We start from the raw sequence: 23,001 nt of genomic DNA on the forward strand, positions 1-23,001 counted from the left end.
ACCGTATTGGCGTCTTCGCGAGCAAGCCCGCTCCCACAATTTGATGTGTGAATACATTCAAATGTGGGAGCGGGCTTGCTCGCGAAGACGCCCGAAAGACCACCACATTAATGTGTCGTTAACCCGCCTGCGCCTAAGATGCCGACGCCTACTGCTAAATTTTCACCTCCTGTGTGTAAACTTGCGGCCATTGGCACACCCATCATTAGGCAAAGGGAAACGGGGATGATTGACGAAATGCGGTTGGGGCGGGAGCGGCGCTTCCTGGTGTTGCTGGGGATCATCTGCCTGGCGCTGATCGGTGGCGCACTCTATATGCAGATAGTGCTGGGCGAAGCGCCATGCCCGCTGTGCATCCTGCAGCGCTATGCCTTGCTGCTGATTGCGCTCTTTGCCTTTATCGGCGCGGCCATGCGTACCCAACGCAGTGTCACGATCTTTGAAGTGCTGGTCGTGCTCAGCGCCCTCGGCGGTGTCGCTGCCGCCGGGCATCATGTGTACACCCAGTTCTACCCGGCCATCAGTTGCGGCGTCGATGTGCTGCAGCCGATTGTCGATGACCTGCCCCTGGCGAAGATCTTCCCCCTGGGCTTCCAGGTCGATGGTTTCTGCAGCACGCCATACCCGCCGGTGCTGGGCTTGTCCCTGGCGCAGTGGGCGCTGGTGGCGTTCGTGTTGACGGTGATCCTGGTGCCCCTGGGCATTTACCGCAATCGCAAGCACAGCGCTTAAATCGTCCTACAAAACGCCCCGGTCCTGCTGATGCAGGCCGGGGCGTTTTTGTGTGCGGGGATTTTGTGAAAGGACCGTGACGCCGGACAAGATTGGCGGCGCGCAACGTGCGACACGTTGTCACACTGAGGGCGTCGCAGGACGTTTCCCACCCCGCGCCAGGGCGCTTAATCGACCATTGGTCGGGGGCTGCTGCCTGTCACTTTCCACCCCGGCCGACCCCGCGCACGGCGTGCTCTCGAGAACTTCCGGTGATCGGCGAATGCCTTGCTTTTAGCGGGCTTGCCTGGGGTTTGGCGACCCTGAAAGGGGCCTTGAGGTGCGACACATTAGGCAATAACACAGCATTTTTTGTGGTTTTTGTTGAGAATCAAACGCGATAGGATCCCGAACCTTTGCAACAATGGCGCAGGATTATTGCTGGAATCGATAAAAATTATTTCTTTATAAGTCATGGTTTATACATCGCTAGCTAACTACAATCGCCCGCACTGAGTGTCCGGTGCTGCTCAACCCTGAGCAAATAGGGCGGTCGAGAGGCGAAAACATTGCTTCATGCGACCCCAGGTGCCGGCAGCCTTTCAACTATCCGCACCAAATGGAATTGGTCTGTAACAAGGCCTTTGACCAACGAAATCGAATAAGAATTCACCGCCAGACCTGGACGTGTCGATCAGCGCATGAAGCGCCGGGCAGGCCCTTATTCAATCGAAGAGAAATGCCAACCCTTGGCAGGGTGAAGTGTTGGCGATCAAAACCCAACTGCATTGCGCAAGCTGCTTTAGAGGTCGTGAGATGAGTAAAAACAGGTACACCCGATTACTAGGCATAGTGCCGCTTTTCGGCATGTTATTGCTGGGAGGCTGCAACTGGACGCTGCTCGACCCTGTGGGTCAGGTCGGCGTGGAGCAACGTAACCTGATCATCACGGCCACTTTGCTGATGCTGTTGGTCGTGGTGCCGGTGATCGTGATGACCTTCGCGTTCGCCTGGAAATACCGCGCGTCCAACACCAAGGCCACCTACGCGCCGAAGTGGTCGCACTCCACCAAGATTGAAATCGCGGTGTGGCTGGTACCTGTACTTATCATCATCGCCCTGGGTTACATCACCTATAAGTCGACCCACGAGCTGGACCCTTACCGTCCGCTGGAATCCGACGTGCCGCCAATCACTATCGAAGTGGTCGCGCTGGACTGGAAGTGGCTGTTCATCTATCCCGAGCAAGGGATCGCCACCGTCAACAAGATCGTGTTCCCGGCCAACACCCCGATCAACTTCAAAGTGACCTCGGATGCGGTGATGAACTCGTTCTTCATCCCGGGCCTGGGTGGCCAGATCTACGCGATGGCGGGCATGCAGACCAAGCTGCACCTGATTGCCAACCAGAACGCCGAGCTCGACGGTATCTCCGCCAACTACAGTGGCGCGGGCTTTACCGGCATGAAATTCAAAGCAATCGCCACCACCCAGGAAGACTTCAACGCCTGGGTACAAGAAGCCAAGAGCTCACCAAAACAGCTTGAAAAAGCTGAATACGAAGCCCTTGCCAAGCCAAGCCAGAACAACCCTGTAGAGCTGTACTCCTCGTACACGCCGGACCTGTTTCAGAAAATCATCGATAAGTATGAAGGGATGAAGCCAGGCAAGCCGGTCAAGCACGAGAAGAAAGAAGTGGCTGCTGTGGAAGGGACGGACGCAAATTCGCATTCAGCTGCCGGGGCAGAGGAGTAAACGATGTTTGGTAAATTAAGTTGGGAAGCGGTCCCATTCCACGAGCCGATCGTGATGGTGACCATCGCCATGATCGCGCTGGGTGGTCTGGCGCTGTTTGCGGCAATCACCTACTTCAAGAAGTGGACCTACCTGTGGACCGAGTGGCTGACGTCGGTCGACCACAAGAAAATCGGCGTGATGTACATCATCGTCGCCATGGTCATGCTGCTGCGTGGTTTTGCCGACGCCATCATGATGCGTACCCAGTTGGCCATGGCCACCGAGGGTTCGCCTGGCTACCTGCCGCCTGAACACTATGACCAGATCTTCACCGCCCACGGTGTGATCATGATCATCTTCATGGCGATGCCTTTCTTCACCGGCCTGATGAACCTGGCAGTGCCGCTGCAGATCGGTGCGCGTGACGTTGCGTTCCCGTTCCTCAACTCCCTGAGCTTCTGGCTGCTGGTTTCCGGCGTCGTGCTGATCAACCTGTCCCTGGGCGTCGGCGAATTCGCCAAGACCGGTTGGGTTGCCTATCCGCCGTTGTCGGGGCTGCAATACAGTCCGGGCGTGGGGATGGATTACTACATCTGGGCGCTACAGCTATCCGGGCTGGGTACGACGCTGACGGGGGTCAACTTCCTGGCCACCGTGCTGAAAATGCGTACCCCAGGCATGAAGCTGATGGACATGCCGATCTTCACCTGGACCTGCACCTGGGCCAACGTCCTGATCGTGGCTTCGTTCCCGATCCTGACCGCTACCCTGGCCCTGCTGACGCTTGACCGTTACATGGATTTCCACATTTTCACCAATGAACTTGGTGGCAATCCAATGATGTACGTGAACCTGTTCTGGGCATGGGGTCACCCTGAGGTGTACATCCTGATCCTGCCAGCGTTCGGTATCTTCTCCGAAGTGATCTCGACCTTTACCGGCAAGCGCCTGTTCGGTCACCACTCGATGGTCTATGCCTCTGGCGCGATCTCCGTACTGGGCTTCATGGTCTGGCTGCACCATTTCTTCACCATGGGTTCGGGGGCCAGCGTCAACGCCTTCTTCGGCCTGGCGACGATGCTGATTTCGATCCCGACGGGGGTGAAGCTATTCAACTGGCTGTTCACCATCTATCACGGCCGCCTGCGCTTCACCAGCCAGGTTCTGTGGACCCTGGGCTTCATGGTGACCTTCGCCATCGGCGGCATGACCGGCGTACTGCTGGCCATCCCGGGTGCTGACTTCGTGCTGCACAACAGCCTGTTCGTGATCGCGCACTTCCACAACGTGATCATCGGTGGTGCGGTATTCGGCTACATCGCTGGCTTCAGCTTCTACTTCCCGAAAGCGTTCGGCTTCAAGCTGCACGAAGGCTGGGGCAAGGCTGCATTCTGGTTCTGGATCACCGGCTTCTTCGTCGCGTTCATGCCGCTCTACGCACTGGGCTTCATGGGCATGACCCGTCGTCTGAACGCCACTACCAACCCTGAGTGGGTGCCGTACCTGTACGTCGCCATGTTCGGTGCGGTGATGATCGCTGTCGGTATTGCCTGCCAGTTGATCCAGCTGTACGTGAGTATCCGTGACCGCAAGCAAAACGCCTGCGACTCCGGCGACCCATGGAATGCACACACCCTGGAATGGTCGACTTCGTCGCCACCGCCGTTCTACAACTTCGCCGTGCTGCCTAAGGCCGAGACCATCGATCCGTTCACCGAAGCCAAGGAAAACGGTACTGCGTACCAGCGTCCTGTGCGCTACGAGCCGATCCACATGCCGAACAACACCGCCACTGGCGTGGTGATGGGCGCGCTGTTGACGGTCTTCGGTTTCGCGATGATCTGGCACATCTGGTGGCTGGCCATCGCAAGCCTGGCTGGCACCGTGATCTATTTCGTGATCCACGCGGCTCGTGATGATCAAGGCTACATGGTGCCGGTCGACGTGATCGAGCGCATCGAAGCCGAGCAGCACGCTCGCCTGGTAGCCGAGAAGAAGATTCCGGCCAACCGTGTTGAAACCTCGTTGGAACAGGCTTAAACCATGTCGAACTTAGTGACCAATGCTGGACACGCCCATGTCGATGACCATGGGCACGATGACCATCACCACGACTCGGGCGAGATGACCGTATACGGTTTCTGGCTCTACCTGATGACCGACTGCATCCTGTTTGCATCGATCTTCGCGGTATACGCGGTACTGGTAAACAACGTAGCGGGTGGCCCATCGGGCCACGACATCTTCGAACTGAATTACGTACTGGGCGAAACCGCCTTGCTGCTGTTCAGTTCGATCACCTACGGCTTCGCCATGCTGGCGTTCTTCCGTGGCAACAAGGCGGGCGTGCTGAAGTGGCTGGGCCTGACCTTCCTGCTCGGCCTTGGCTTTATCGCCATGGAGATCAACGAGTTCCACCTGCTGATCTCCGAAGGCTACGGCCCTAGCCGTTCCGGCTTCCTGTCGGCGTTCTTCACCCTGGTCGGTACCCACGGTCTGCACGTCACCGCCGGTCTGATCTGGATGGCGATCATGATGTACCAGGTCAACAAGCATGGCCTGACGTCGACCAACAAGACCCGCCTGAGCTGCCTGAGCCTGTTCTGGCACTTCCTGGACGTGGTCTGGATCTGCGTCTTCACCGTTGTCTACTTGATGGGGACTCTGTAATGGCTAATGCACACTCCCATGACAGCCATGATGCGAGCCACGGCAGCGTAAAGTCTTACGCTATCGGCTTCATCCTGTCGGTGATCCTGACGATCATCCCGTTCGGCCTGGTGATGTACCCAACCTTGCCGAAGGCCACGACACTGGCCATCGTGCTGTTGTTCGCGGTGATCCAGGTGGTTGTCCACCTGTATTACTTCCTGCACCTGGATCGCTCCCAGGCCCAGCGCAACAACGTGATTGCGTTTGTGTTCACGGCCATTGTGATCCTGCTGCTGGTCGGCCTGTCGTTGTGGATCATGTTCAGCATCCACACCTACATGATGGCGAAGTGAGGTAAGACCCGATGTCGCTCAAGCACTTTATCCAAATCACCAAACCGGGGATCATTTTCGGTAACGTGCTTTCTGTGGCAGGCGGTTTCTTCCTGGCCTCCAAGGGGCATGTCGATCTGGCCATCTTCCTGGCGGCAATGATCGGCACTTCCCTTGTTGTGGCATCCGGTTGCGTGTTCAACAACTGCATCGACCGTGACATCGATATCAAGATGGAACGCACCAAGAATCGTGTGCTGGTCCAGGGCCTGATCTCCCTGAAACTGGCACTGATCTTCGCGACCGTCCTCGGTGTTGCCGGCGTGGCATTGCTGTACACGGTGGCCAATCCGCTGGCGGCGTTGTTTGCCGTGATCGGCTTTGTCATCTACGTCGGCCTCTACAGCCTGTACCTCAAGCGCAAGTCGGTTCACGGCACGCTGGTGGGCAGCCTGTCGGGGGCGATGCCGCCGGTGATTGGTTATGTCGCTGTGACCAATAGCTTCGACATGGCTGCGCTGGTGCTGCTGGTGATGTTCAGCCTGTGGCAGATGCCGCACTCCTACGCCATTGCGATCTTCCGTTTCAACGATTACCTGGCGGCTTCGATTCCGGTATTGCCGGTCAAGCGCGGCATCCAGGTGGCGAAGAAACACATCCTGCTCTACATCCTGGCCTTCCTTGTGGCGACCTTGATGTTGACCTTCAGTGGCTACGCCGGCATGAGCTACCTCGCCGTCGCCGCGGCCATGGGCATGTACTGGTTGTACATGGCCTGGACCGGCTACAAGGCGGTGGATGACACTGTCTGGGCGCGCAAGTTGTTCGTCTTCTCGATCTTCACCATCACGGCCTTGAGCGTGATGATGTCCCTGGATTTCCAGGTGCCGAAAGAGTTGCTGCTGACTTACGCCCACTGAGTTGGGATGCAATGAAAAGCCCCGCCTTCGAGAGAAGCGCGGGGCTTTTTTGTGGGGGTGGTTTGGTATGAGTACATATCCATTTCTGCGGTAACGGCGGCCTAGGGTTCCGCCCTGACGGCGGCTCACTTTGGAAAAGCCCCAAAGTAAGCAAAGGGCTCTTGCCCCACCACTCGGTGCCTCGCCTAGGCTCGGCATGCCCGCAGTCAGGCATTGCTCCGTGGGCCCGCCGCGATCGGCCATCCATGGCCGTGTCGCGGCTACCCCGGCATCCATGCCGGGGTGCCCACTGCGCAATACCTGCCTGCGGCCATCGTGGTTTAACGGGGCGCCTGAGATCAAAAGCAACAGCAAAACCAGAGCGCGGAGCTGCTTACCTGTGGGAGCGGGCTTGCTCGCGAAAGCGGTGTATCAATCAACAAATAAGTGACTGACACTGCGCATTCGCGAGCAAGCCCGCTCCCACATTTAGAGGGGGGGGGGTAGGGCTTATTGCTGGGCGATGCTGTAACCGTCAAACGCAGTCTGCTGTTGCAGCGCGGTGACGATGCTCTTGCGCGTCAAAGGCTGCTCGACACCGGAGTTATCCACAAAGCTCTCACTCTCAAGCTCCGCTTCATCCCCTTCGCCCACAAAGCTGAACCCCAAAAACTCCAGCGCCTCGCGGTCTACATTGAGCTTGGAGCGCGGCGTGCGCAGCGGCAGGGTCACGCTGATCCCGTCCTTGCTGATCACAAACACTTCCAATTCCTTCTTCGCCCGCGCGGCCTTGCCCTTGCCGGCGCTCGGGTTGCTGATGGCCTGGTGGGTCTGGTTCAGCACCTTGAGCGCCAGGCCATACACCAGTTCCTGGAACTCGGGGTCGTCCTTGAAGCTGGACAGGATGCGGCTGATCGAAAACTTGCTGCTCAGGTCTTCCAGGGCGGCGTTGTCGGCCGCTTCGGCGTCCTTGAGCTGTTTGAGCTGGCCCATCAGGTCGTAGGCCTGGTCATCGTCGAAGGCGTCGTGGGCCTGGCGGATGGCGATGCGCAATTCGCGGATCTGGTCGCTTTCCTTGGAGGTATGGAACGCGTCCAGCACCATTTCACTGATGTTCTTGGCCGCTGGCACATGCTGTGAAAGATTGATGGCGTTTTCGTATTCAGCTTTGGATTGCAAGGTGACTACGGATTCTTCAGTACGGGAATCGGACATTGAAATTTCACTACTTCTGTAAGCGGGGAGACGAAAAAGCGTCGGGCATTTTCAAGGGCCAGGGTAGCAAGGTCAAGGCGGCACTCTGCCTTCATCGTCATCCGCGTCTACAGGCCCTGTATCTCTTGCAGTTGTGTCTCCAGCCGCTCCCGCAGCTCGCTGCCACGTCGGGCGATGAACACCAGTTGCGATGAATCCTGCGCATGCTCGCCGCCGGCCAGGGTGAACTGGCTGCGGTTGCCCACATGTTGCAACCAGAAGGGTTGGTCGTTGCCCTGTAAATGCACCAGGCCTTTGAGGCGGAACAAATCCTTGGGCAGTTGCCCCAGCCAATCGCGCAGGGCTTTGGCCGGCAGGGCCTGGGTGCCCTGCCAGGTCCAGCTTTCGAACAGTTCGTGGTGCGGCGCCGGCACCGGCGTCAGGCCGTTGCGTGGGTTGCGTTCGCCCAGCAGCAGGGCGTCGGGGATCTGCGCCTGGACGGTACTGATCACCCGCGTACGCGCTCCGATCTCGGTGCGCAGGCGCTGCAGTTCGGCGGCGCTGACCAGGTCGGCCTTGTTCAATAGCACCAGGTCGGCACACGCCACCTGGGCCCTGGACAAGCGCGCGAATTCACCTTCCAGGGTGCTGTAGCCGCTGGCGTCCACCAGGGTGATCACCGTATCCAGGTACAGGTGCGCCTTGAGTTGTGGATAACCCAGGGTTTGTACAATGCGTTGCGGGTCGGACACGCCGCTGCACTCGATCACGATCCGATCCAGGCGTGGGCGCATCTGGCTCAGGCTCACCAGTTGCGCCAGCAGGTCCTCTTGCACGGTGCAGCAGATGCAGCCGTTCTGCAGGCTGAACACGGCGTCGGTGACTTCGGCGATGATCGCCGCATCGATATTCAGCTCGCCGAAGTCATTGACGATCACCGCCATGCGCCCATGTTGCGGCTGCTGGGCGATACGGTTGAGCAGGGTGGTCTTGCCTGCGCCGAGAAAGCCCGAGACTACCGTGACCGCAATACGCTCGCTATTCATTCGATCACCGGCGGCAGGCCTTGCCACACGGCTTGCAGCGCCGTGCCTTCAAAAGTGTTGAGGCGGTCGTACACCGGCCGCCCATCGACCAGGGTCAGCAGCACCTGGGTCTGGTGGATGTAGTTGCGCGCGGGCTGGGCGAACAGGTCGCGGTCGATCACGATCAGGTCGGCGCACTTGCCCACCTCCAGGCTGCCGGTGGAGTGCTCCAGGCCCATGGCGTGGGCGCCGTTGAGGGTCGCCACTTGCAGTGCCTGCTCCAGGGTGATCGGCTCGCCGAAGCAGTCCGGTTCCTGGTTCCAGGGGTTTTGCCGGGTGACCATGGTTTCCAGGGCCAACCACGGGTCAATCGAGGCCACCGGCCAGTCGGTGCCCATCACCGCCAGGCCGCCTTCGGCCAGCACGCCTTTGAAGTCGTAGATGCGCTTGAGGCGCTCGGCGCCGTAACCTGAGCGGGCGCCGCTGGCAAACGGCGTCGGGTACCAGGCCGCCGGGGAGAACTCGGCGATCACGTTCAGCGCCTTGAAGCGCTTGAGGTTGCCCGGATGTAGCAGGGTGCTGTGGGCACATTGGTGACGAATGCCGCTGTCACCGTTGACCCGCCGCGCCTCGGCTACCGCATCGAGAAATACATCGGAAGCGCCGTCGCCAGTGCAATGGGCGATCACCCGCAGGCCGCGCCGGTCCATGTCCACCACCATGTCGGTGATATGTTCCGGGGTCAGGTTGAGCTTGCCGCGCCAGGTGGAGTCGGCTGCCCAGGGGGTCATCAGGTACGAAGACTTGGGCTCCACGGTGCCGTCGAAGTGGAACTTCACCGCGTTGGCGTTCAGCCGCGCGCTGCGATAGTAGTGACGCTCGCCGCCGAGCAATTCCCAACGCCGGCGCACCGGGAAGATGTCGTCCTGCCAACTGATCGCGGCTTCCACGCGCAGGCTCAATTCGCCCGCGTCGTCCAGCTCCTTGAGGGCGTCCAGGCGTCGCTCGCAGACGTGAACATACTTGGTCGCGGTGACGCCACGCGAGCTCTGGAAATGCACGCCGTCGCGATAGGCCCGGCGCAGCACCGCCACCGGGGTCGGCGGCATGGCCGCGTGGATCAGCGCGTAGGCGCCGTCGATCATCAGGCCGTTGGGCTCGCCGCTGAGTTCGTCGCGCTCCATATAGCCGTTGCGCGGGTCGGCGGTGTGGCGGTCGATGCCGGCCAGTTTCAAGGCGCAGGAGTTGACCATCATGGTCCCCCACATACGGTCCAGCAGCGCCACCGGGCGGTCCGGCATGATGCTGTCGAGCCACTCGCGCCCTGGGGTCAGGCCGGCTTCGCGGAAGGTATAGCGCACCCAATACTGGCCGTAGATCCAGCCATCGCCTGGGTGGGCATCGGCGTAGGCGTGGATCGCCGCCGCCAGTTGTTCGGGGGTGGGATCTTCGATGCCCACGTCCAGGTCATCGCTGTAGCGTGGCGCCAGGGCGAGGTCCGGATGGGTGTGCATGTCGTGCAGGCCGGGCATGCAGAATGCGCCCAGCAGGTCATGCTGGCGGGTCTGCGGGCCGATCAGGTGTTGCAGGTCGGCGAGTGTGCCGACTGCGATAAAACGTCCCCCGCGAATCGCCACCGCGTCGGCCCATGGCTGGGCCGGGTCGAGGGTGTAGAAACGGCCGTGGTGCAACACCAGGTCAGCGTGCTCGCCGACAACGGAGTGGGTGGAAGTGAATTGGTCGGAAGCGGTCACGGGGGAAACCTCAATATTCAGGAGCGGCGACGATCAAAGGGTGGGAGCTGGCTTGCCTGCGATGGCGGTGCAACAGTCACAAATGGGATGGCTGGCACACCGCTATCGCCGGCAAGCCAGCTCCTACATAAAGCCCAGTGTTCACATAATCAGCGGTTGGCTCTCAGGCCCTCGACAAACCCGGCAATCCGCTGGCAAGCGTCTTTGAGGGTGTCGTCGGCGACGGTAAAGGAGATGCGCACAAAGCCTTCGGCACTGGCGCCAAACGCCTGGGCATCGAGCACCGACACCCCGGTGGCGCGGAACAGCTGCCAGGCAAAGTCCATGCTCGACAGCCCCGTGCGGCGCACGTCCACCAGCATGAACATCCCGGCCTGCGGTACCCGGCAATCAAGGTCGGCGATGTCACCCAGGCCGGCCACCACCAGGTCACGCCGGCGGCGATACACGGTGCGCGCGTCGCTCACCACCTCGTCATCCAGTTCCAGGGCCTTGATCGCCGCTTCCTGGATAAACCCCGGCAAGCCATAGAGCATGCACAGCAGCAGGTTATCCAGGTGGCCGACCAATGTGGTCGGCGCCACCACCCAACCCACGCGCCAGCCGGTCATGGCGTGGGTTTTCGACAGGCTGTTGAGCACCACGGTGCGCTCGGCCATGCCCGGCAGCGAGGCGATGCTCAGGTGCGGCTGGTCGTAAGTGATCTGGCCGTAGACCTCATCGGAAATCACCCACAAGTCATGCTCGCGGGCGACTTCCGCCACCAACTCCAGCTCTTCACGGCTGTAGACGTTCCCGGTGGGGTTGCACGGCGTGGCCAGGGCAATGCCCCGGGTCTTGGCGCTAATGGCTTTTTCCAGGGCCGCGCGGGTCAGGCGAAAGCCGTTGGCCGCCGGTTGCTCGATGGTCGCGATGCGCGCACCGGAGGCGTGGATGCACGCCTCATAGGTCAGGTACATCGGCTCCGGCACCAGCACTTCGTCGCCATGGCTGAACAGGCACAACGAGGTGGCGAACAGGCCGTTTTGCGCACCGGCCACCAGGGCCACGTTATCGGCGTGTACGGCGATGCCTTGCAGACGGCTTTGCTTGGCCGCAATCGCCTCGCGCAGGGCCGGTCGGCCGAGGACGTGGGTGTAATGGGTGTCGCCGGCGCGCAGGGCGTCGACGGCGGTTTCGCAGATGGCACTGGCGGTGGCGAAGTCGGGATCGCCGACGCTCAACACAATCACATCTTCGCCACGGCCACGGGCTTCGACGGCCGCGTAGTGAATATCCCAGGCGCTGACGGACTCGCCACTAATGCGCTCGACAAACGGTGAATAACGCATCCTTGTTCTCCTAAAATTGATTCAAGCCTGGCGCTGCGGGACTTTGCCCCAGCGCGAGAAGACGTGTTCGATCACGAACGCCAGGACAATGTAGATCACCGCCACCGCCAACAGGGGCTCATACACCCGCAGCGTCTGTGCCCGCACCAGGTTGGCGGCGCCGAGCAGGTCGGTGACGGCCACGGTGGAGGCCAGCGCAGTCGCCTTGAGCAGCAGCACGGTTTCGCCCACCAGCGTCGGCTTGACCAACTCCAGGGCCCGTGGCAACCAGACCCGGCGCAGCACCATCAGGCGCTTCATGCCAAACGCCCGCGCCGCTTCCAGTTCGCCCCGTGGCACGGCGCGCAGGGCACCGCGCAGCACTTCGCCGACATAGGCGCCGACACACAAAATCAGCGCCAGGGCCACGTACCAGAAACCTTCACGCAAGTACGGCCAGAGGAAGCTGCCGCGAATCAGCGGGTAGCTGGCAAACACGCTGCCCACGCCGTAATACAGGATGTAGATCTGCACCAGCAGCGGCGTGCCCCGGAATACTGCGGTATAGGCGCGCAACGGCCCGCTGATCAGTGGGTTGGACGACAAGCGCCCCAACGCCACCAGCACCGCCAGCAAGAAGCCAAACACCCCGGACAAGGCCAGCAACTTCAGGGTGATGCCCAGGCCGTGCAGCAGTTCGTTGCCAAAACTGTTGATCCATGAAAAGTCCATCGGCTGCGCTCCTTAGTGCTGCGGCATCCAGCGGTTGATCCGTCGCTCGAACACCCGGAAGGCGCCGTTGGAAATCAGGGTGATGATGAAATACACCGCCGCCACCGCCAGGTAGAACACCAGGTAATGCTTGGTGGAACCGGCCGCCTGTTTGCCCACCGAGAGCAACTCGCTGTAGCCGACGATGCTGATCAGCGCGCTGTCCTTGACCAGCACCAGCCACAGGTTTGACAGGCCGGCCATGGCAAACGGCAACATGCTCGGCAGCAACACCCGGCGCACCAGCAGCCAGCGCTCAATGCCAAAGGCCCGCGCCGCTTCCAGTTGGCCCACGGGAATGGCCTGGATCGCGCCGCGAATGATCTCTGCCGAATACGCGCCCTGGACGATGCCCAGCACCAGCACGGCGGCGATAAAACCGTTGACCGTCACGCTCTCGCGGCCCATGGCGGCCATCGCCATGTTCAGCAGGTCGGTGCCGGCGTAATACAGCAGCAAAATCAGCAGCAGCTCCGGCACCGCGCGGTACAGCGTGGTGTACAGGTTGGCCAGGCGCACCATCCAGCGTGGGCCCTTGAGCTTGATCATGGCCACCAGCAGGCCGATGCCCAGGCCCAGCACAAAGGCCCCGGCGGAAATCTGCAAGGTCACCACCGCCCCCTGGAGCAGGGCGTTGAGCCAGCCATCGGCGACGAACAGCTGGGTGAGTTCGGACAAAGAAATCATGGCGCGTTCCGTTGGACGTTATTGCGCGGAAATATCGACGCTGAAATAGCGGCTGCGAATTTTGTCGTAGGTGCCGTCAGCCTTGAGCGCCGCCAGTGCGGTGTTGAGCTGCTCGCGCAGGCTGTCGTCACCCTTGCGCACTGCGGCACCGATGCCGGACCCAAACAGCGGGTCTTTGGGCGCCAGGCCCTTGTCGGCCAGGCCGCTGCCGGCATCAGACTTGAGCATCGGCTCGATGGTCAGCGCGTCGGCGAGCATCACGTCGATCCGCCCGCTTTGCAGGTCGGCGGTCATGTCGTCCTGGGTGTTGTAGTAGCGCAGGGTCGAGCCCTTGGCGTAGTAGGCCTTGAGGTAAGTGGCGTTGGAGGTCGAGCCCTGCACGCCGATCAGCTTGCCCTTGAGGCCTTCGGGGGTGGTGACCAGCTCCAGGCTTTTGTCGGCGACCCACATGGCCGGAGTCTGGTAGTACGGGGCGGTAAAGGCGATGACCTTTTCGCGCTCCTCGGTGATGCTCAGGGAGTTGAGGATCACGTCGATCTGGCTCGATTGCAGCGCCGGGATCAAACCGTCCCAGGACACTTCCTTGAGCGGACACTGGGCTTGCAGGCGTTCGCACAGGGCCTTGATCAGGTCCGGCTCGAAGCCGCTCCAGGCGCCATTGCCGGCTTTTTCGGAGAACGGCGGGTAGGGTTCCAGGGCGATGCCGAAGACGATTTTCTCGGCGGCAATTGCACTGTGGGACAGCACGGCGAGCACGCAGCCGGCGGCGAGGGATTTCAGAGAGTTATGCATGGCTTGACCCTTTCGAAGTTATTGTTTTGAAGGATGGAAGCGGCAGTTCAAACGCGATTGTCCTGGGCCATGACGAACTGGCGGCAACGCTCGCTGGTGGGGTTGTGGAAGACTTGCTGGGGCGTGCCTTCTTCTTCAACCAACCCTTGGTGCAAAAACATGACCTTGCTCGATACATCGCGGGCAAACGCCATTTCGTGGGTGACGAGGATCATGGTGCGGCCTTCTTCGGCGATGCCCTGGATCACCTTCAGCACTTCGCCGACCAGTTCCGGGTCGAGGGCCGAGGTGGGTTCATCCATCAGCAACACGCGCGGGCGCATGGCCAGGGCGCGGGCGATGGCCACGCGCTGTTGCTGGCCGCCGGACAGGAAGGCGGGGAAGGTATCGCGCTTGCTGGCCAGGCCGACTTTTTCCAGCAGGTGCTCGGCGTGGGCGATGGCGTCCTTGCGGTCTTCACCCAACACATACACCGGTGCTTCGATGACATTTTCCAGCACGGTGCGGTGGGGCCACAGGTTGAAGCTCTGGAACACCATGCCCAGTTGCGTGCGCAGGCGTGCCACCTGGTCAGGATCGGCGATCAGCGGGTTGCCGGCGCGGTCCTTTTTCAGGCGCACTTCTTCGCCGTTGATGCGCAGGCTGCCGCTGCAGGGTATTTCCAGGAGGTTGATGCAACGCAGCAGGGTGCTTTTGCCCGAACCGCTGGAGCCGATCAGCGACACCACATCGCCTTCATTGGCGCGCAGGGAAATGCCTTTGAGAACATGGTGCGCGGCATAGCTCTTGTGCAAAGCATCGATGGCGACCACCGGGGTGACTGGGTTCAAGGGTTTTCCCTCTTTATTTTTGTAAATTGATCAACCTGGACACCGCCCCCTGTAGGAGCTGGCTTGCCAGCGAAAAACGCCAGAACACCGCATTTATCCAGAATGCCCACGTCATCGCTGACGACCATCGCCGGCCAGTCTGGGAATGCCGTGATGCAGGTCGAGAATAGCCACTGGCCACTTGAGGTCAATCGAGCATTTTTCGCTCGATATTGAAATTTAATTCAACTGTCCCGCGCGCCGGCGGCTATGTCTCAGGCGCGATTGCGGCTATGGTGCGGGTATCTTTGAGCAGGTGAACATCCATGCGTTACCCCTCCATGACCGCCTTGCGCGCGCTGGACGCGGTGGCCCGGCTGGGCAGCGTGTCCGAGGCCGCGACCGAGCTGAACCTCACCCCCAGCGCCATCAGCCACCAGATCAAGAGCCTGGAACAGACCCTGGGTTTTGCCCTGACCGAGCGCACCGGGCGCAATATCCGCATCACCTGGCAGGGCGAGCGCTATGCCCGGGATATCCACGGGCTGCTGGCCAATATCCTTGAGGCCGGGCAGCGTTTCGATGGCCAGCAGGTCAGCGGGCGCCTGTGTATCAGCAGCCCGGCGGGGTTTGCCACCTATTGGTTGTGCACCCATATCGCCGACTTCCAGGCACTTTATCCACAGGTCGAACTGCACCTGATATCACCGCGCACCCCGGACGACACCAGCGACCACGGCGCCGACCTGTTTATCGCCTACGGCATGGGCGACTGGCCCAACCAGCATGTGCAGAAGATCGTCTCGCTGCGCTACTTCCCGGTGTGCAGCCCGCGCCTGGTCAACACCATGGGCGGCCTGAAGAACCCGGAGCACCTGGCCGGTGCGCCGTTGCTGCATATGATCGACTACTCCGACTGGCGCGTTTGGCTGGCCGCCGCCGGTGCACCGAATGTCGATGTGCAGCGCGGCATCGTGTTTGCCGATGCGCACTTTGTGCAGTCGGCGTGCATCGCCAGCCAGGGCATCGCCATGGGCGACAACCTGATCAGCGGCGAGGCCCTAGCCAGGGGCTTGCTGGTGCGGCCGTTCGAGACCGAGATTGAGTCCAACCGTGGCTATTACCTGGTGGCCGATCACCAGAAAGTCGAGCGCCCGGTGGTACAGGCATTTGGCGAGTGGGTGAAATCGCAGCTGGGTGGCGGGCTTTGACGCGCGGCAATCCGTGAATTTTTTTTGCCAATGGCCGGTAAATTTTTTGCTTGTCCGCCCTCCGAGCGCGCCCTAAGGTCTGGCCAATCGACACAGAACAATAAGAAGGAAATGAGCAATGACCACCTGCGCCCAGTCCCTGGTTCGCCTGCTGGAAGGTTATGGGGTAGATACCGTGTTCGGTATCCCCGGCGTGCACACCGTCGAGCTCTATCGCGGCCTGCACGGCAGCCGCCTGCGCCATGTCAGCCCGCGCCATGAGCAGGGCGCCGGCTTTATGGCCGACGGCTACGCCCGCGCCAGCGGCAAGCCGGGGGTGTGTTTCATCATCACCGGCCCCGGCATGACCAATATTCTGACCGCCATGGGCCAGGCCTATGCCGACTCGGTGCCGATGCTGGTGATTTCCACCACCAACCGCCGCGAACACCTGCGCCTGGGCCACGGGCATCTGCACGAGCTGCCGGATCAGCGCGCGATGGTCGCTGGTGTGTGTGCGTTCAGCCATACCCTGCAATCGCCGGAGCAATTGCCGGAATTGCTGGCCCGCGCCTTCGCCGTGTTCAAGTGCGCGCGCCCACGCCCGGTGCATCTGGAAATCCCCCTGGATGTGCTGGACATGCCCGCCGTGGACCTCAACCTGATGCCCCGCAGCCTGCCAGGCGCCCCGGCCCCGGCGCCGGCCTCGCTGCGGGCGGCGTTGAGCCTGCTCAATGAGGCGCGGCGGCCGCTGATCCTCGCCGGCGGCGGCGCCCGTGATTGCGCCGAAGTCTTGCAGCAACTGGCCGAACGCCTGCAAGCGCCGGTGGCCCTGACCACCAATGCCCGTGGCTTGCTGCCCATGGGCCACCCGTTGTTGCTGGACGGCGTGCAGTCTTCCAGGCACGGCCGCTCGTTGTTTGACGAGGCCGATGTGATCCTCGCCGTGGGCACTGAACTGGGAGAAACCGACTACGATTTCTTCGGCCTTGGCCCACTGAAATTCAAGGCGCCGCTGATCCGCCTGGATATCGACCCGATGCAAGTCATGGGCGTGCAACGCGCCCATGTCGGGCTGGTGGGCGATGCCCGCGAAGGGTTGCAGGCGCTGCTGGATGAGGTCCGCCCACCCGCCCCGAGCGGGCGTTGGGCACAGGACAGCGTACAGCGCGTCAACCGCCTGGAGCGCGAGACGTGGAATGCCAAGCAGCAGGGGCTGCAAGGCCTGCTGGACCTGCTGCGCGACAGCCTGGTCGACCCGCTGATCGTCGGCGATTCGACCCAGCCGGTGTACCAGGGCGCGGTGGGCTACCAGGCCCCGGCTGCCAACAGTTGGTTTAATGCCGGAACCGGCTACGGCACCCTCGGCTACGGATTGCCAGCGGCAATCGGCGCCAAGCTGGCCAAGCCCGAGCGGCCGGTGGTGGCGCTGGTGGGCGATGGCGGCCTGCAGTTTGCCAGCAACGAACTGATCGCGGCCCGCGAGGCCGGCATCGGCGTGATCCTGGTGGTGTGGAACAACCAGTGCTACGGCGAGATCCGGGACTATATGCAGGCCCGGGAAATCACGCCGCTGGGGGTGGATATCCTGACCCCGGACTTTGCCGCGATGGCCCGCAGTTGCCACGTCGCCCACCACACGGCCGACACGCCACAGGCCTTGCACGCGTTGTTGCAAAGCCTGGCCGCCACCCCTCAACCGGTGATGATCGAACTCGACGCTGCGCACTACCTGCAAAACGCCTGAACCGCTTCGGCCCTGATCCATATCAACGGGCCACCATCGAAAATCCGCTACAACACAACCGGGGCTTACCCAGCCCCGGTTATCCGCCTGATGACCTCATAAAAACGAAGACAAAACCTGTACCCAGGGGCCAACCCCCAGGCCAGGTTATTAAAGGAATAATGCGATGGCCCTTTCTCTGTCACGTTTGGCCTTGATGGGGGCGACGCTGTGTCTTGCGCTTCCCCTGCACGCCAACGAACCCGCCAAACCCGATACCGAACTGATCGCCCAGGGCAAATACGTTGCCCAACTGGGTGACTGCATCGCCTGCCACACCGCCAAGCAAGGCGCCGAGATGGCGGGTGGCCTGGAGCTGAACACGCCCATGGGCACCATCTACTCCAGCAACATCACCCCGGACCGTGAGACCGGGATTGGTCAATACAGCTTCGAACAGTTCGACCGCGTGATGCGCGAAGGCGTGACACCGGCCGGCATGAACCTGTACCCGGCGATGCCGTATCCGTCCTACGCGAAGATGAGCGAAGAGGACATGCGGGCCCTGTTCGCCTACCTGATGCAAGCCGTCGAGCCGGTGAAAAAGGTCAACCTTGAGGCAGACATGGGCTTCCCGTTCAACCAGCGCTGGGGCCTGGCGTTGTGGAATTTCATGTTCCTCGACAAACAACCGTTCCAGCCCGACCCGGCCCGGGATGCCGTGCTCAACCGTGGCGCCTATCTGGTCCAGGGCCTTGGCCACTGTGGTTCGTGCCACACCCCACGCGGTATCGCCTTCCAGGAAAAAGCCATGAGCGACGCCGGCAGCAGCGGCGAGCACTACCTGGGCGGGGAAACCGTCGAACACTGGCGTGCCTTGAGCCTGCGTAACCTGTGGACGGTGCCAGACACCGTGCAGTTGCTCAAGACCGGGCAGAACCGCTTTGCCACCGTGTCGGGCAACATGGTGGACGTGATCCGTCACAGCACCCAGCACTTCACGGATGCCGACCTGACGGCCATTGCGACGTATCTCAAATCCCTGCCACCGGGCAAGGACGACTTGCCGATGCCGGCTGTCGCCAAAGGCCCTGTCGAACTGCCCAAGGACTTGTTCACCAGCCGGGGCGGCCTGGGCTATATGCAGTTTTGCAGCGATTGCCACCGCAGCGACGGCGCGGGCGTGAAGGGCCTGTTCCCGGCATTGGCCGGCAACGCCGGCGTGGTGGCCAGCAACCCGACCTCGCTGCTGCACATCACCCTCACCGGTTGGGAAACCGCCGAGACCGCCGCCCATCCCCGGGTCTACACCATGCCGGGCTTCGCACGCCTGGGGAATAACGAAGTAGCGGAAATCCTCACCTTTGTGCGCACGCGCTGGGGTAACGAAGGCACGCCAATCAGCACCGCCCAGGTGAAGAAAATGCGTGACCAGCTCAACCCGGTCAGCACCGACTCCTCGGCGTTCGAGACGCCGCGCCTGGCCAACCTGCTGGCGGCGCCGAATGCCGACCAGGTGGTACGCGGCATGCGCCTGCACCTGCAAACCAAGGAACTGCTGCCCGAGAATGTCGGCAACTCGCTGAACTGCACCAGTTGCCATCTCAACGCTGGCACTGTGGCTGATGGTTCGCCGTTCGTGGGTGTGTCGGCATTCTTCCCCAGCTACGCCCCGCGTGCTGGCAAGGTGGTGAGCCTGGAAGAGCGCATCAACGGTTGCTTCCGCCGCTCGATGAATGGCAAGCCCGTGCCACCACAATCGGCGGACATGCAGGCGATGGTGGCGTACTTCGACTGGATGAAAAACAACACCAAGCCCGAGGACAAAGTCCCCGGCCGTGGCGTAGGCAAGATCGACCCGGCCATCAAGCCCGACCTGGCCAATGGCGAGCAGGTCTACGCCAAGCAATGCGCGGTGTGCCATGGCAACGACGGCGAGGGCCTGGCCCGCGCCGACGGCAGCCTGGTGTACCCACCGTTGTGGGGCGATCAGTCCTTCAACATCGGCGCCGGCATGGCCCGCACCTACACGGCGGCAGCGTTCGTCAAACGCAACATGCCGATCGGCTTCCACGAGAAATTCCCGCTGGGCCAGGGCGGCTTGTCGGACCAGGAAGCGGTAGACGTCGCCGCCTACTTCTCGCAAAAACCACGCCCGGACTTCCCGGACAAGGTGAAGGACTGGCCGAACGGCGGTAAGCCGGTGGACGCGCGTTACTGATCTGGGCTCCTACAGTCTGGTGTAGTGCGGACTGTCGGAGCCTGTGCGCGGTTACTGTGAAACCCGGTCCTTGCCCGCAGCCTTGGACCGGTACAGCGCCTGGTCTGCCCGGGCCATCAGGTTGGTGGGGGGCTCGTCAGGGAGGCGTTGCGCCAGCCCCAGGCTCAAGGTCACCTTGAAATCGCCCACGGGGGGGATGTCGTGAATGGCCTGGCGGATGCGCTCGGCCATCTTCCTGGCGGTTTCCATGGTGCTTTTGGGCAGGACCACCATGAACTCATCGCCTCCCCAGCGCGCGAGCAGGTCGCCCTGGCGCACGCAGTGTTCCAGGCGTTCGACCACCCGTAACAGCGTGGCATCACCTACGGCGTGACCGTGCTGGTCGTTGATGGGCTTGAAATCATCGACATCCATGGCAATCACCGCCAACGGCAGGCGAAACCGCTGGGCGCGCTCGCACTCCTCGAACAGGACTTTTTCCAGGCGATAGCGGTTGGCAATCCGGGTCAAGGTATCGCGCTCGGCCAGGGAGCGGTTTTCGTCCAGTTGCAACTGCAGTTGCTGGTTGACCCGCGACAGTTCGCGGGTGCGTTCGGCTACCAGCGCTTCAAGGGATTGGTTGCGCCGCTCTAACTGTTCCAGGGAACGTTTGCGTTGATGAATGCTGCGGTGGGCGCCGACCATGCGCCACACCGAGCCATCGGGGTTGCGGGCGATGATGTAGCCTCGGTCTTCGATCCACAACCAGGTGCCGTCTTTTTTGCGACAGCGATATTCGGCCTGATAAAGGGGGGGGCGACTGTTGATGTAGTCGTCGAAGAGTTTCATCACATGGGGGTAATCGTCGGGGTGGATCACGCTTTCCCAGGTGAACACCGTGTTTTCCAGGGAGTGGTGATCGTAGCCCAGCATTTCGTACCAGCCGGGGTTGCGATAGACAAACCCGGTGTTGGCATCCCAGTCCCAGATTCCATCGCTGACCAGTTCCATGATGGCATGGACCAGGTCGGCGTTGACGTCGAAAAGCTCACTTTTCAACGGATCAAAATCGGATGTATCGCCCATCTGCGCGCTCCCTGCGAGGATGCTGGCTCACTGTGGCCAGTCAGGTGTTAACGCCGATACTCCGTGGCTGCGCGTACTGTACAACGAGGTTTGCCGGCTTAGAAGGGGCGATGAAAGTGTGGCTAAACGCCATTATTGGCGCCGGCTGGGCTATTGCGGTTCCAGCATGCGCGTGGGTGGCGTCCCGTTGGCGTTGTGCTGGTAAATCGCCTCGGGCTGGCCCTGCTCGTTGAAAAACACCTGGCCAATGCCCGCACTGTTCCACAGGCGTTCGCCGGCTTCGGCATGTGCCGGGATGTACGGCACCACCTGCATGCGGCGACGGCGGGTGAGCCAGTTCAGGGGCGAACGGGGTGAGTACAGCCAGCGATTGAGGCGATCGAACCATTCCAGCAGGCGCGGCGGGAATTGGTTCTTGATGCCACTGCTGGTGATCTGCCAGATGTGCGGCCCGGCATTACGCTGGCGGATCAGTACTTTGTAGACGAACGAGTAATGCACATCCCCCGACAGAATCACGTAGTTACCCGGGGTTCGGGAGTGGCGGAAGATATTCAGGATCACCTGCGCGGCGCCCCGGTGGGCCATCCAGTTTTCTGCATCGACCAACAGTGGGTAGCCGCACCAACTGAAGACTTTCTGCACCGTCTCGATCAGCTTGACGCCGAAGATCGGCGCGGGCGATACGATGATCGCCGAAGGGTGGTCTAGCAGTTCCTGTTGCAGCTCGCTCAAGGCTTCCCAGTCCAGCAGGCCGGAGGGTTGCTTGAGCGTGGATTCGCTGCGCCAGCGCCGTGTGCGGGTGTCGATGACCACCAGCGCCGGGGTGGTGGGCAGCACGTAGTGCCACTGCTGGAACTTCAGGAGGTCTTCGAGCAACTGGTCCTGGGCGGGCGCGGACAAATGGTTGGCGTGGTCCTGGGCAGTTGCCGCCAGGGCCAGGGTTTTTTCCACGAGTTGGGCGAAGGCATCGGGGTTATTGCCCCAGCCCTGGCAGAGCATATAGGCGAGCAGCGCGTTGCCGATGATGCGCTTGGAGAACGGGTGGCCATAGGCGGTCTGTTCCCATTGGGCGCTGAGGTTCCAGTCATCGGTGATGTCGTGATCATCGAAGATCATCAGGCATGGCACATGGGCGAACACCCGGGCCACTCCACCCAGGCCGTCGCGAAACTTATCCACAGGCACCTGCTCGCGGGCGTAGCGCTCCTGTTCCTTGGGCGTGAGCCCGCTGGGAGGTTGTGCGGCGATCAGGGTCCAGGGTGTCGGCGACCAGGCCAGCAGGTACATCGCCACGAGTTCGGCAAAAGTCACCAGGTGGTTGTCGGCGGTGCTGCTGGTGAAGATGGGCTTTTTCACCCCGCCAAAAAAGCGTTCGCGCAGGGTCTCGTTGCTTTCCAGGGCCGGCAGCAGGTCCGCGCGATGGTAGTAGCTGGCGGGGTGGTCGTAGAGCTTGGTGCTGTCGTCCACCACGGCGCCATCGAGGTGCTCGTCGAACAGGCCCAGGCGTGCAATCAGCCCGTGGATGGCGCGCAGCATCGGCCCGGCCACATCGTCGGCGTACACCTGGTCGCCACTCATCATCAGCAGGGCTGGGCGCTGGGCCAGGCTGCGGTCTGCGGCCAGCAGGCGATCGGCACAAAGCAGGCCTTCATCGGCGTAATGGTGCGGTTTGCGGCAAGAGCCGTGCAGCAACTGGTGGATACGGCTGTGCAGGATGAAATCCGGGGTCTTGGCACTTGGGTACAGCAGGTGCGGGGCCCACTGGGCGATGCCGGCTCCATCATTGATCAACAGGTCGTAGCTGATGGGTACGTCCTGGGGCAGCGGCGTGGCCAGCGGTACATCGATCAGGTGGATAAAGGCTGCGCGGCCCACGGGGATCACCTGGCAGCGGGTGGCGTCGAGTTCAATATCCAGAACGCATGGGTGCTGGTCCTGGCTGAACTGCAGCCGCAGGGTCAATGCCAGCGCGCGACTGCCCACCAGCCACAACACCAGGCGCCCCGGCTCCAGGCGGCGCAACAGGGGGCCGGCGAGGACGGCGGGCAAAGTCTCGGGTTGCAGCATGAAAACATGGCTCTGTGCGGGATTGGACTGGCTAGGTTAACGCAGTGGATGTCGGT

General features: G+C 61.7%; 19 protein-coding genes and 1 pseudogene. 9 read left to right on the forward strand and 11 right to left on the reverse strand.

The genetic code is table 11. The features are described 5' to 3' along the window. The first annotated feature begins 225 nt into the window (after positions 1–225). On the forward strand, positions 226–732 hold the full coding sequence (locus ACSSVH_RS04720; protein WP_169954931.1) for a disulfide bond formation protein B: 507 nt from the start codon (positions 226–228) through the stop codon (positions 730–732). Between the two features lie 553 nt (positions 733–1,285). Here ACSSVH_RS04720 and ACSSVH_RS04725 read toward each other — a convergent pair. Beyond that, positions 1,286–1,500 (reverse strand): annotated as a pseudogene (locus ACSSVH_RS04725) (hypothetical protein). A 27-nt stretch (positions 1,501–1,527) separates the two neighbouring features. Here ACSSVH_RS04725 and cyoA point away from each other — a divergent pair. From cyoA to cyoE, 5 genes are read left to right on the forward strand one after another with little or no spacing between them, the layout of a single operon-like run. Continuing rightward, complete coding sequence (cyoA, locus tag ACSSVH_RS04730) at positions 1,528–2,466, forward strand: ubiquinol oxidase subunit II (RefSeq protein WP_029300208.1); 939 nt, start codon at positions 1,528–1,530, stop codon at positions 2,464–2,466. A gap of 3 nt (positions 2,467–2,469) precedes the next feature. Then, positions 2,470–4,488: a cytochrome o ubiquinol oxidase subunit I gene (cyoB, locus tag ACSSVH_RS04735; protein ID WP_057444528.1), complete on the forward strand. Its 2,019-nt coding sequence runs from the start codon at positions 2,470–2,472 to the stop codon at positions 4,486–4,488. A gap of 3 nt (positions 4,489–4,491) precedes the next feature. Beyond that, positions 4,492–5,118: a cytochrome o ubiquinol oxidase subunit III gene (gene cyoC / locus ACSSVH_RS04740; RefSeq protein WP_038446230.1), complete on the forward strand. Its 627-nt coding sequence runs from the start codon at positions 4,492–4,494 to the stop codon at positions 5,116–5,118. Continuing rightward, the gene (gene cyoD / locus ACSSVH_RS04745; protein WP_029300215.1) at positions 5,118–5,453 is read left to right on the forward strand and encodes a cytochrome o ubiquinol oxidase subunit IV; all 336 of its coding nucleotides are present in this window, start codon (positions 5,118–5,120) and stop codon (positions 5,451–5,453) included. Before cyoC ends, cyoD begins: the two co-directional genes overlap by 1 nt. Positions 5,454–5,464: 11 nt before the next feature. Beyond that, positions 5,465–6,352 carry a heme o synthase gene (cyoE, locus tag ACSSVH_RS04750; RefSeq protein ID WP_029300217.1) on the forward strand — a complete coding sequence of 296 codons (888 nt, stop codon included), beginning with the start codon at positions 5,465–5,467 and terminating at the stop codon, positions 6,350–6,352. Positions 6,353–6,841: 489 nt separating this feature from the next. Here the strand turns inward: cyoE and ACSSVH_RS04755 are convergent, their stop codons facing one another. The 8 genes from ACSSVH_RS04755 to ACSSVH_RS04790 form a co-directional block, all read right to left on the reverse strand. Further along, entirely contained in the window at positions 6,842–7,546 is a 705-nt protein-coding gene (locus ACSSVH_RS04755) for a hypothetical protein (protein WP_169956220.1), read from the reverse strand. 107 nt (positions 7,547–7,653) lie between these two features. Next, complete coding sequence (locus ACSSVH_RS04760) at positions 7,654–8,571, reverse strand: CobW family GTP-binding protein (RefSeq protein ID WP_169956222.1); 918 nt, start codon at positions 8,569–8,571, stop codon at positions 7,654–7,656. Then, positions 8,568–10,304 (reverse strand): amidohydrolase family protein, encoded by a 1,737-nt coding sequence (locus ACSSVH_RS04765; protein ID WP_169956224.1) that lies wholly within the window; start codon positions 10,302–10,304, stop codon positions 8,568–8,570. Before ACSSVH_RS04765 ends, ACSSVH_RS04760 begins: the two co-directional genes overlap by 4 nt. A gap of 149 nt (positions 10,305–10,453) precedes the next feature. Beyond that, the gene (locus ACSSVH_RS04770) at positions 10,454–11,635 is read right to left on the reverse strand and encodes a pyridoxal phosphate-dependent aminotransferase (protein WP_170042993.1); all 1,182 of its coding nucleotides are present in this window, start codon (positions 11,633–11,635) and stop codon (positions 10,454–10,456) included. A gap of 21 nt (positions 11,636–11,656) precedes the next feature. After that, the gene (locus tag ACSSVH_RS04775; protein WP_057437876.1) at positions 11,657–12,346 is read right to left on the reverse strand and encodes an ABC transporter permease; all 690 of its coding nucleotides are present in this window, start codon (positions 12,344–12,346) and stop codon (positions 11,657–11,659) included. Between the two features lie 12 nt (positions 12,347–12,358). After that, the gene (locus ACSSVH_RS04780; protein WP_169902072.1) at positions 12,359–13,072 is read right to left on the reverse strand and encodes an ABC transporter permease; all 714 of its coding nucleotides are present in this window, start codon (positions 13,070–13,072) and stop codon (positions 12,359–12,361) included. 18 nt (positions 13,073–13,090) lie between these two features. After that, a complete protein-coding gene (locus ACSSVH_RS04785) occupies positions 13,091–13,864 on the reverse strand; it encodes a transporter substrate-binding domain-containing protein (protein WP_169956230.1) in 774 nt (257 codons plus the stop codon). Positions 13,865–13,911: 47 nt separating this feature from the next. Continuing rightward, positions 13,912–14,694, reverse strand: a complete 783-nt coding sequence (locus tag ACSSVH_RS04790; RefSeq protein ID WP_076962773.1) for an ABC transporter ATP-binding protein — start codon at positions 14,692–14,694, stop codon at positions 13,912–13,914. A gap of 305 nt (positions 14,695–14,999) precedes the next feature. Here ACSSVH_RS04790 and ACSSVH_RS04795 point away from each other — a divergent pair, with 305 nt between their 5' ends. From ACSSVH_RS04795 to ACSSVH_RS04805, 3 genes are all read left to right on the forward strand, one after another. Beyond that, a complete protein-coding gene (locus ACSSVH_RS04795; protein WP_029300234.1) occupies positions 15,000–15,884 on the forward strand; it encodes a LysR substrate-binding domain-containing protein in 885 nt (294 codons plus the stop codon). A gap of 118 nt (positions 15,885–16,002) precedes the next feature. Continuing rightward, entirely contained in the window at positions 16,003–17,610 is a 1,608-nt protein-coding gene (locus ACSSVH_RS04800) for a 5-guanidino-2-oxopentanoate decarboxylase (protein ID WP_170042992.1), read from the forward strand. Between the two features lie 166 nt (positions 17,611–17,776). Next, positions 17,777–19,810, forward strand: a complete 2,034-nt coding sequence (locus ACSSVH_RS04805) for a c-type cytochrome (protein ID WP_492634153.1) — start codon at positions 17,777–17,779, stop codon at positions 19,808–19,810. Positions 19,811–19,861: 51 nt separating this feature from the next. Here ACSSVH_RS04805 and ACSSVH_RS04810 read toward each other — a convergent pair whose 3' ends face one another. Continuing rightward, positions 19,862–20,875 carry a sensor domain-containing diguanylate cyclase gene (locus tag ACSSVH_RS04810; RefSeq protein WP_492634154.1) on the reverse strand — a complete coding sequence of 338 codons (1,014 nt, stop codon included), beginning with the start codon at positions 20,873–20,875 and terminating at the stop codon, positions 19,862–19,864. Between the two features lie 150 nt (positions 20,876–21,025). Continuing rightward, complete coding sequence (locus ACSSVH_RS04815; protein WP_492634155.1) at positions 21,026–22,945, reverse strand: alkaline phosphatase D family protein; 1,920 nt, start codon at positions 22,943–22,945, stop codon at positions 21,026–21,028. Positions 22,946–23,001: the final 56 nt, after the last annotated feature.

It is taken from the genome of Pseudomonas sp. HC1(2025), assembly GCF_058742075.1.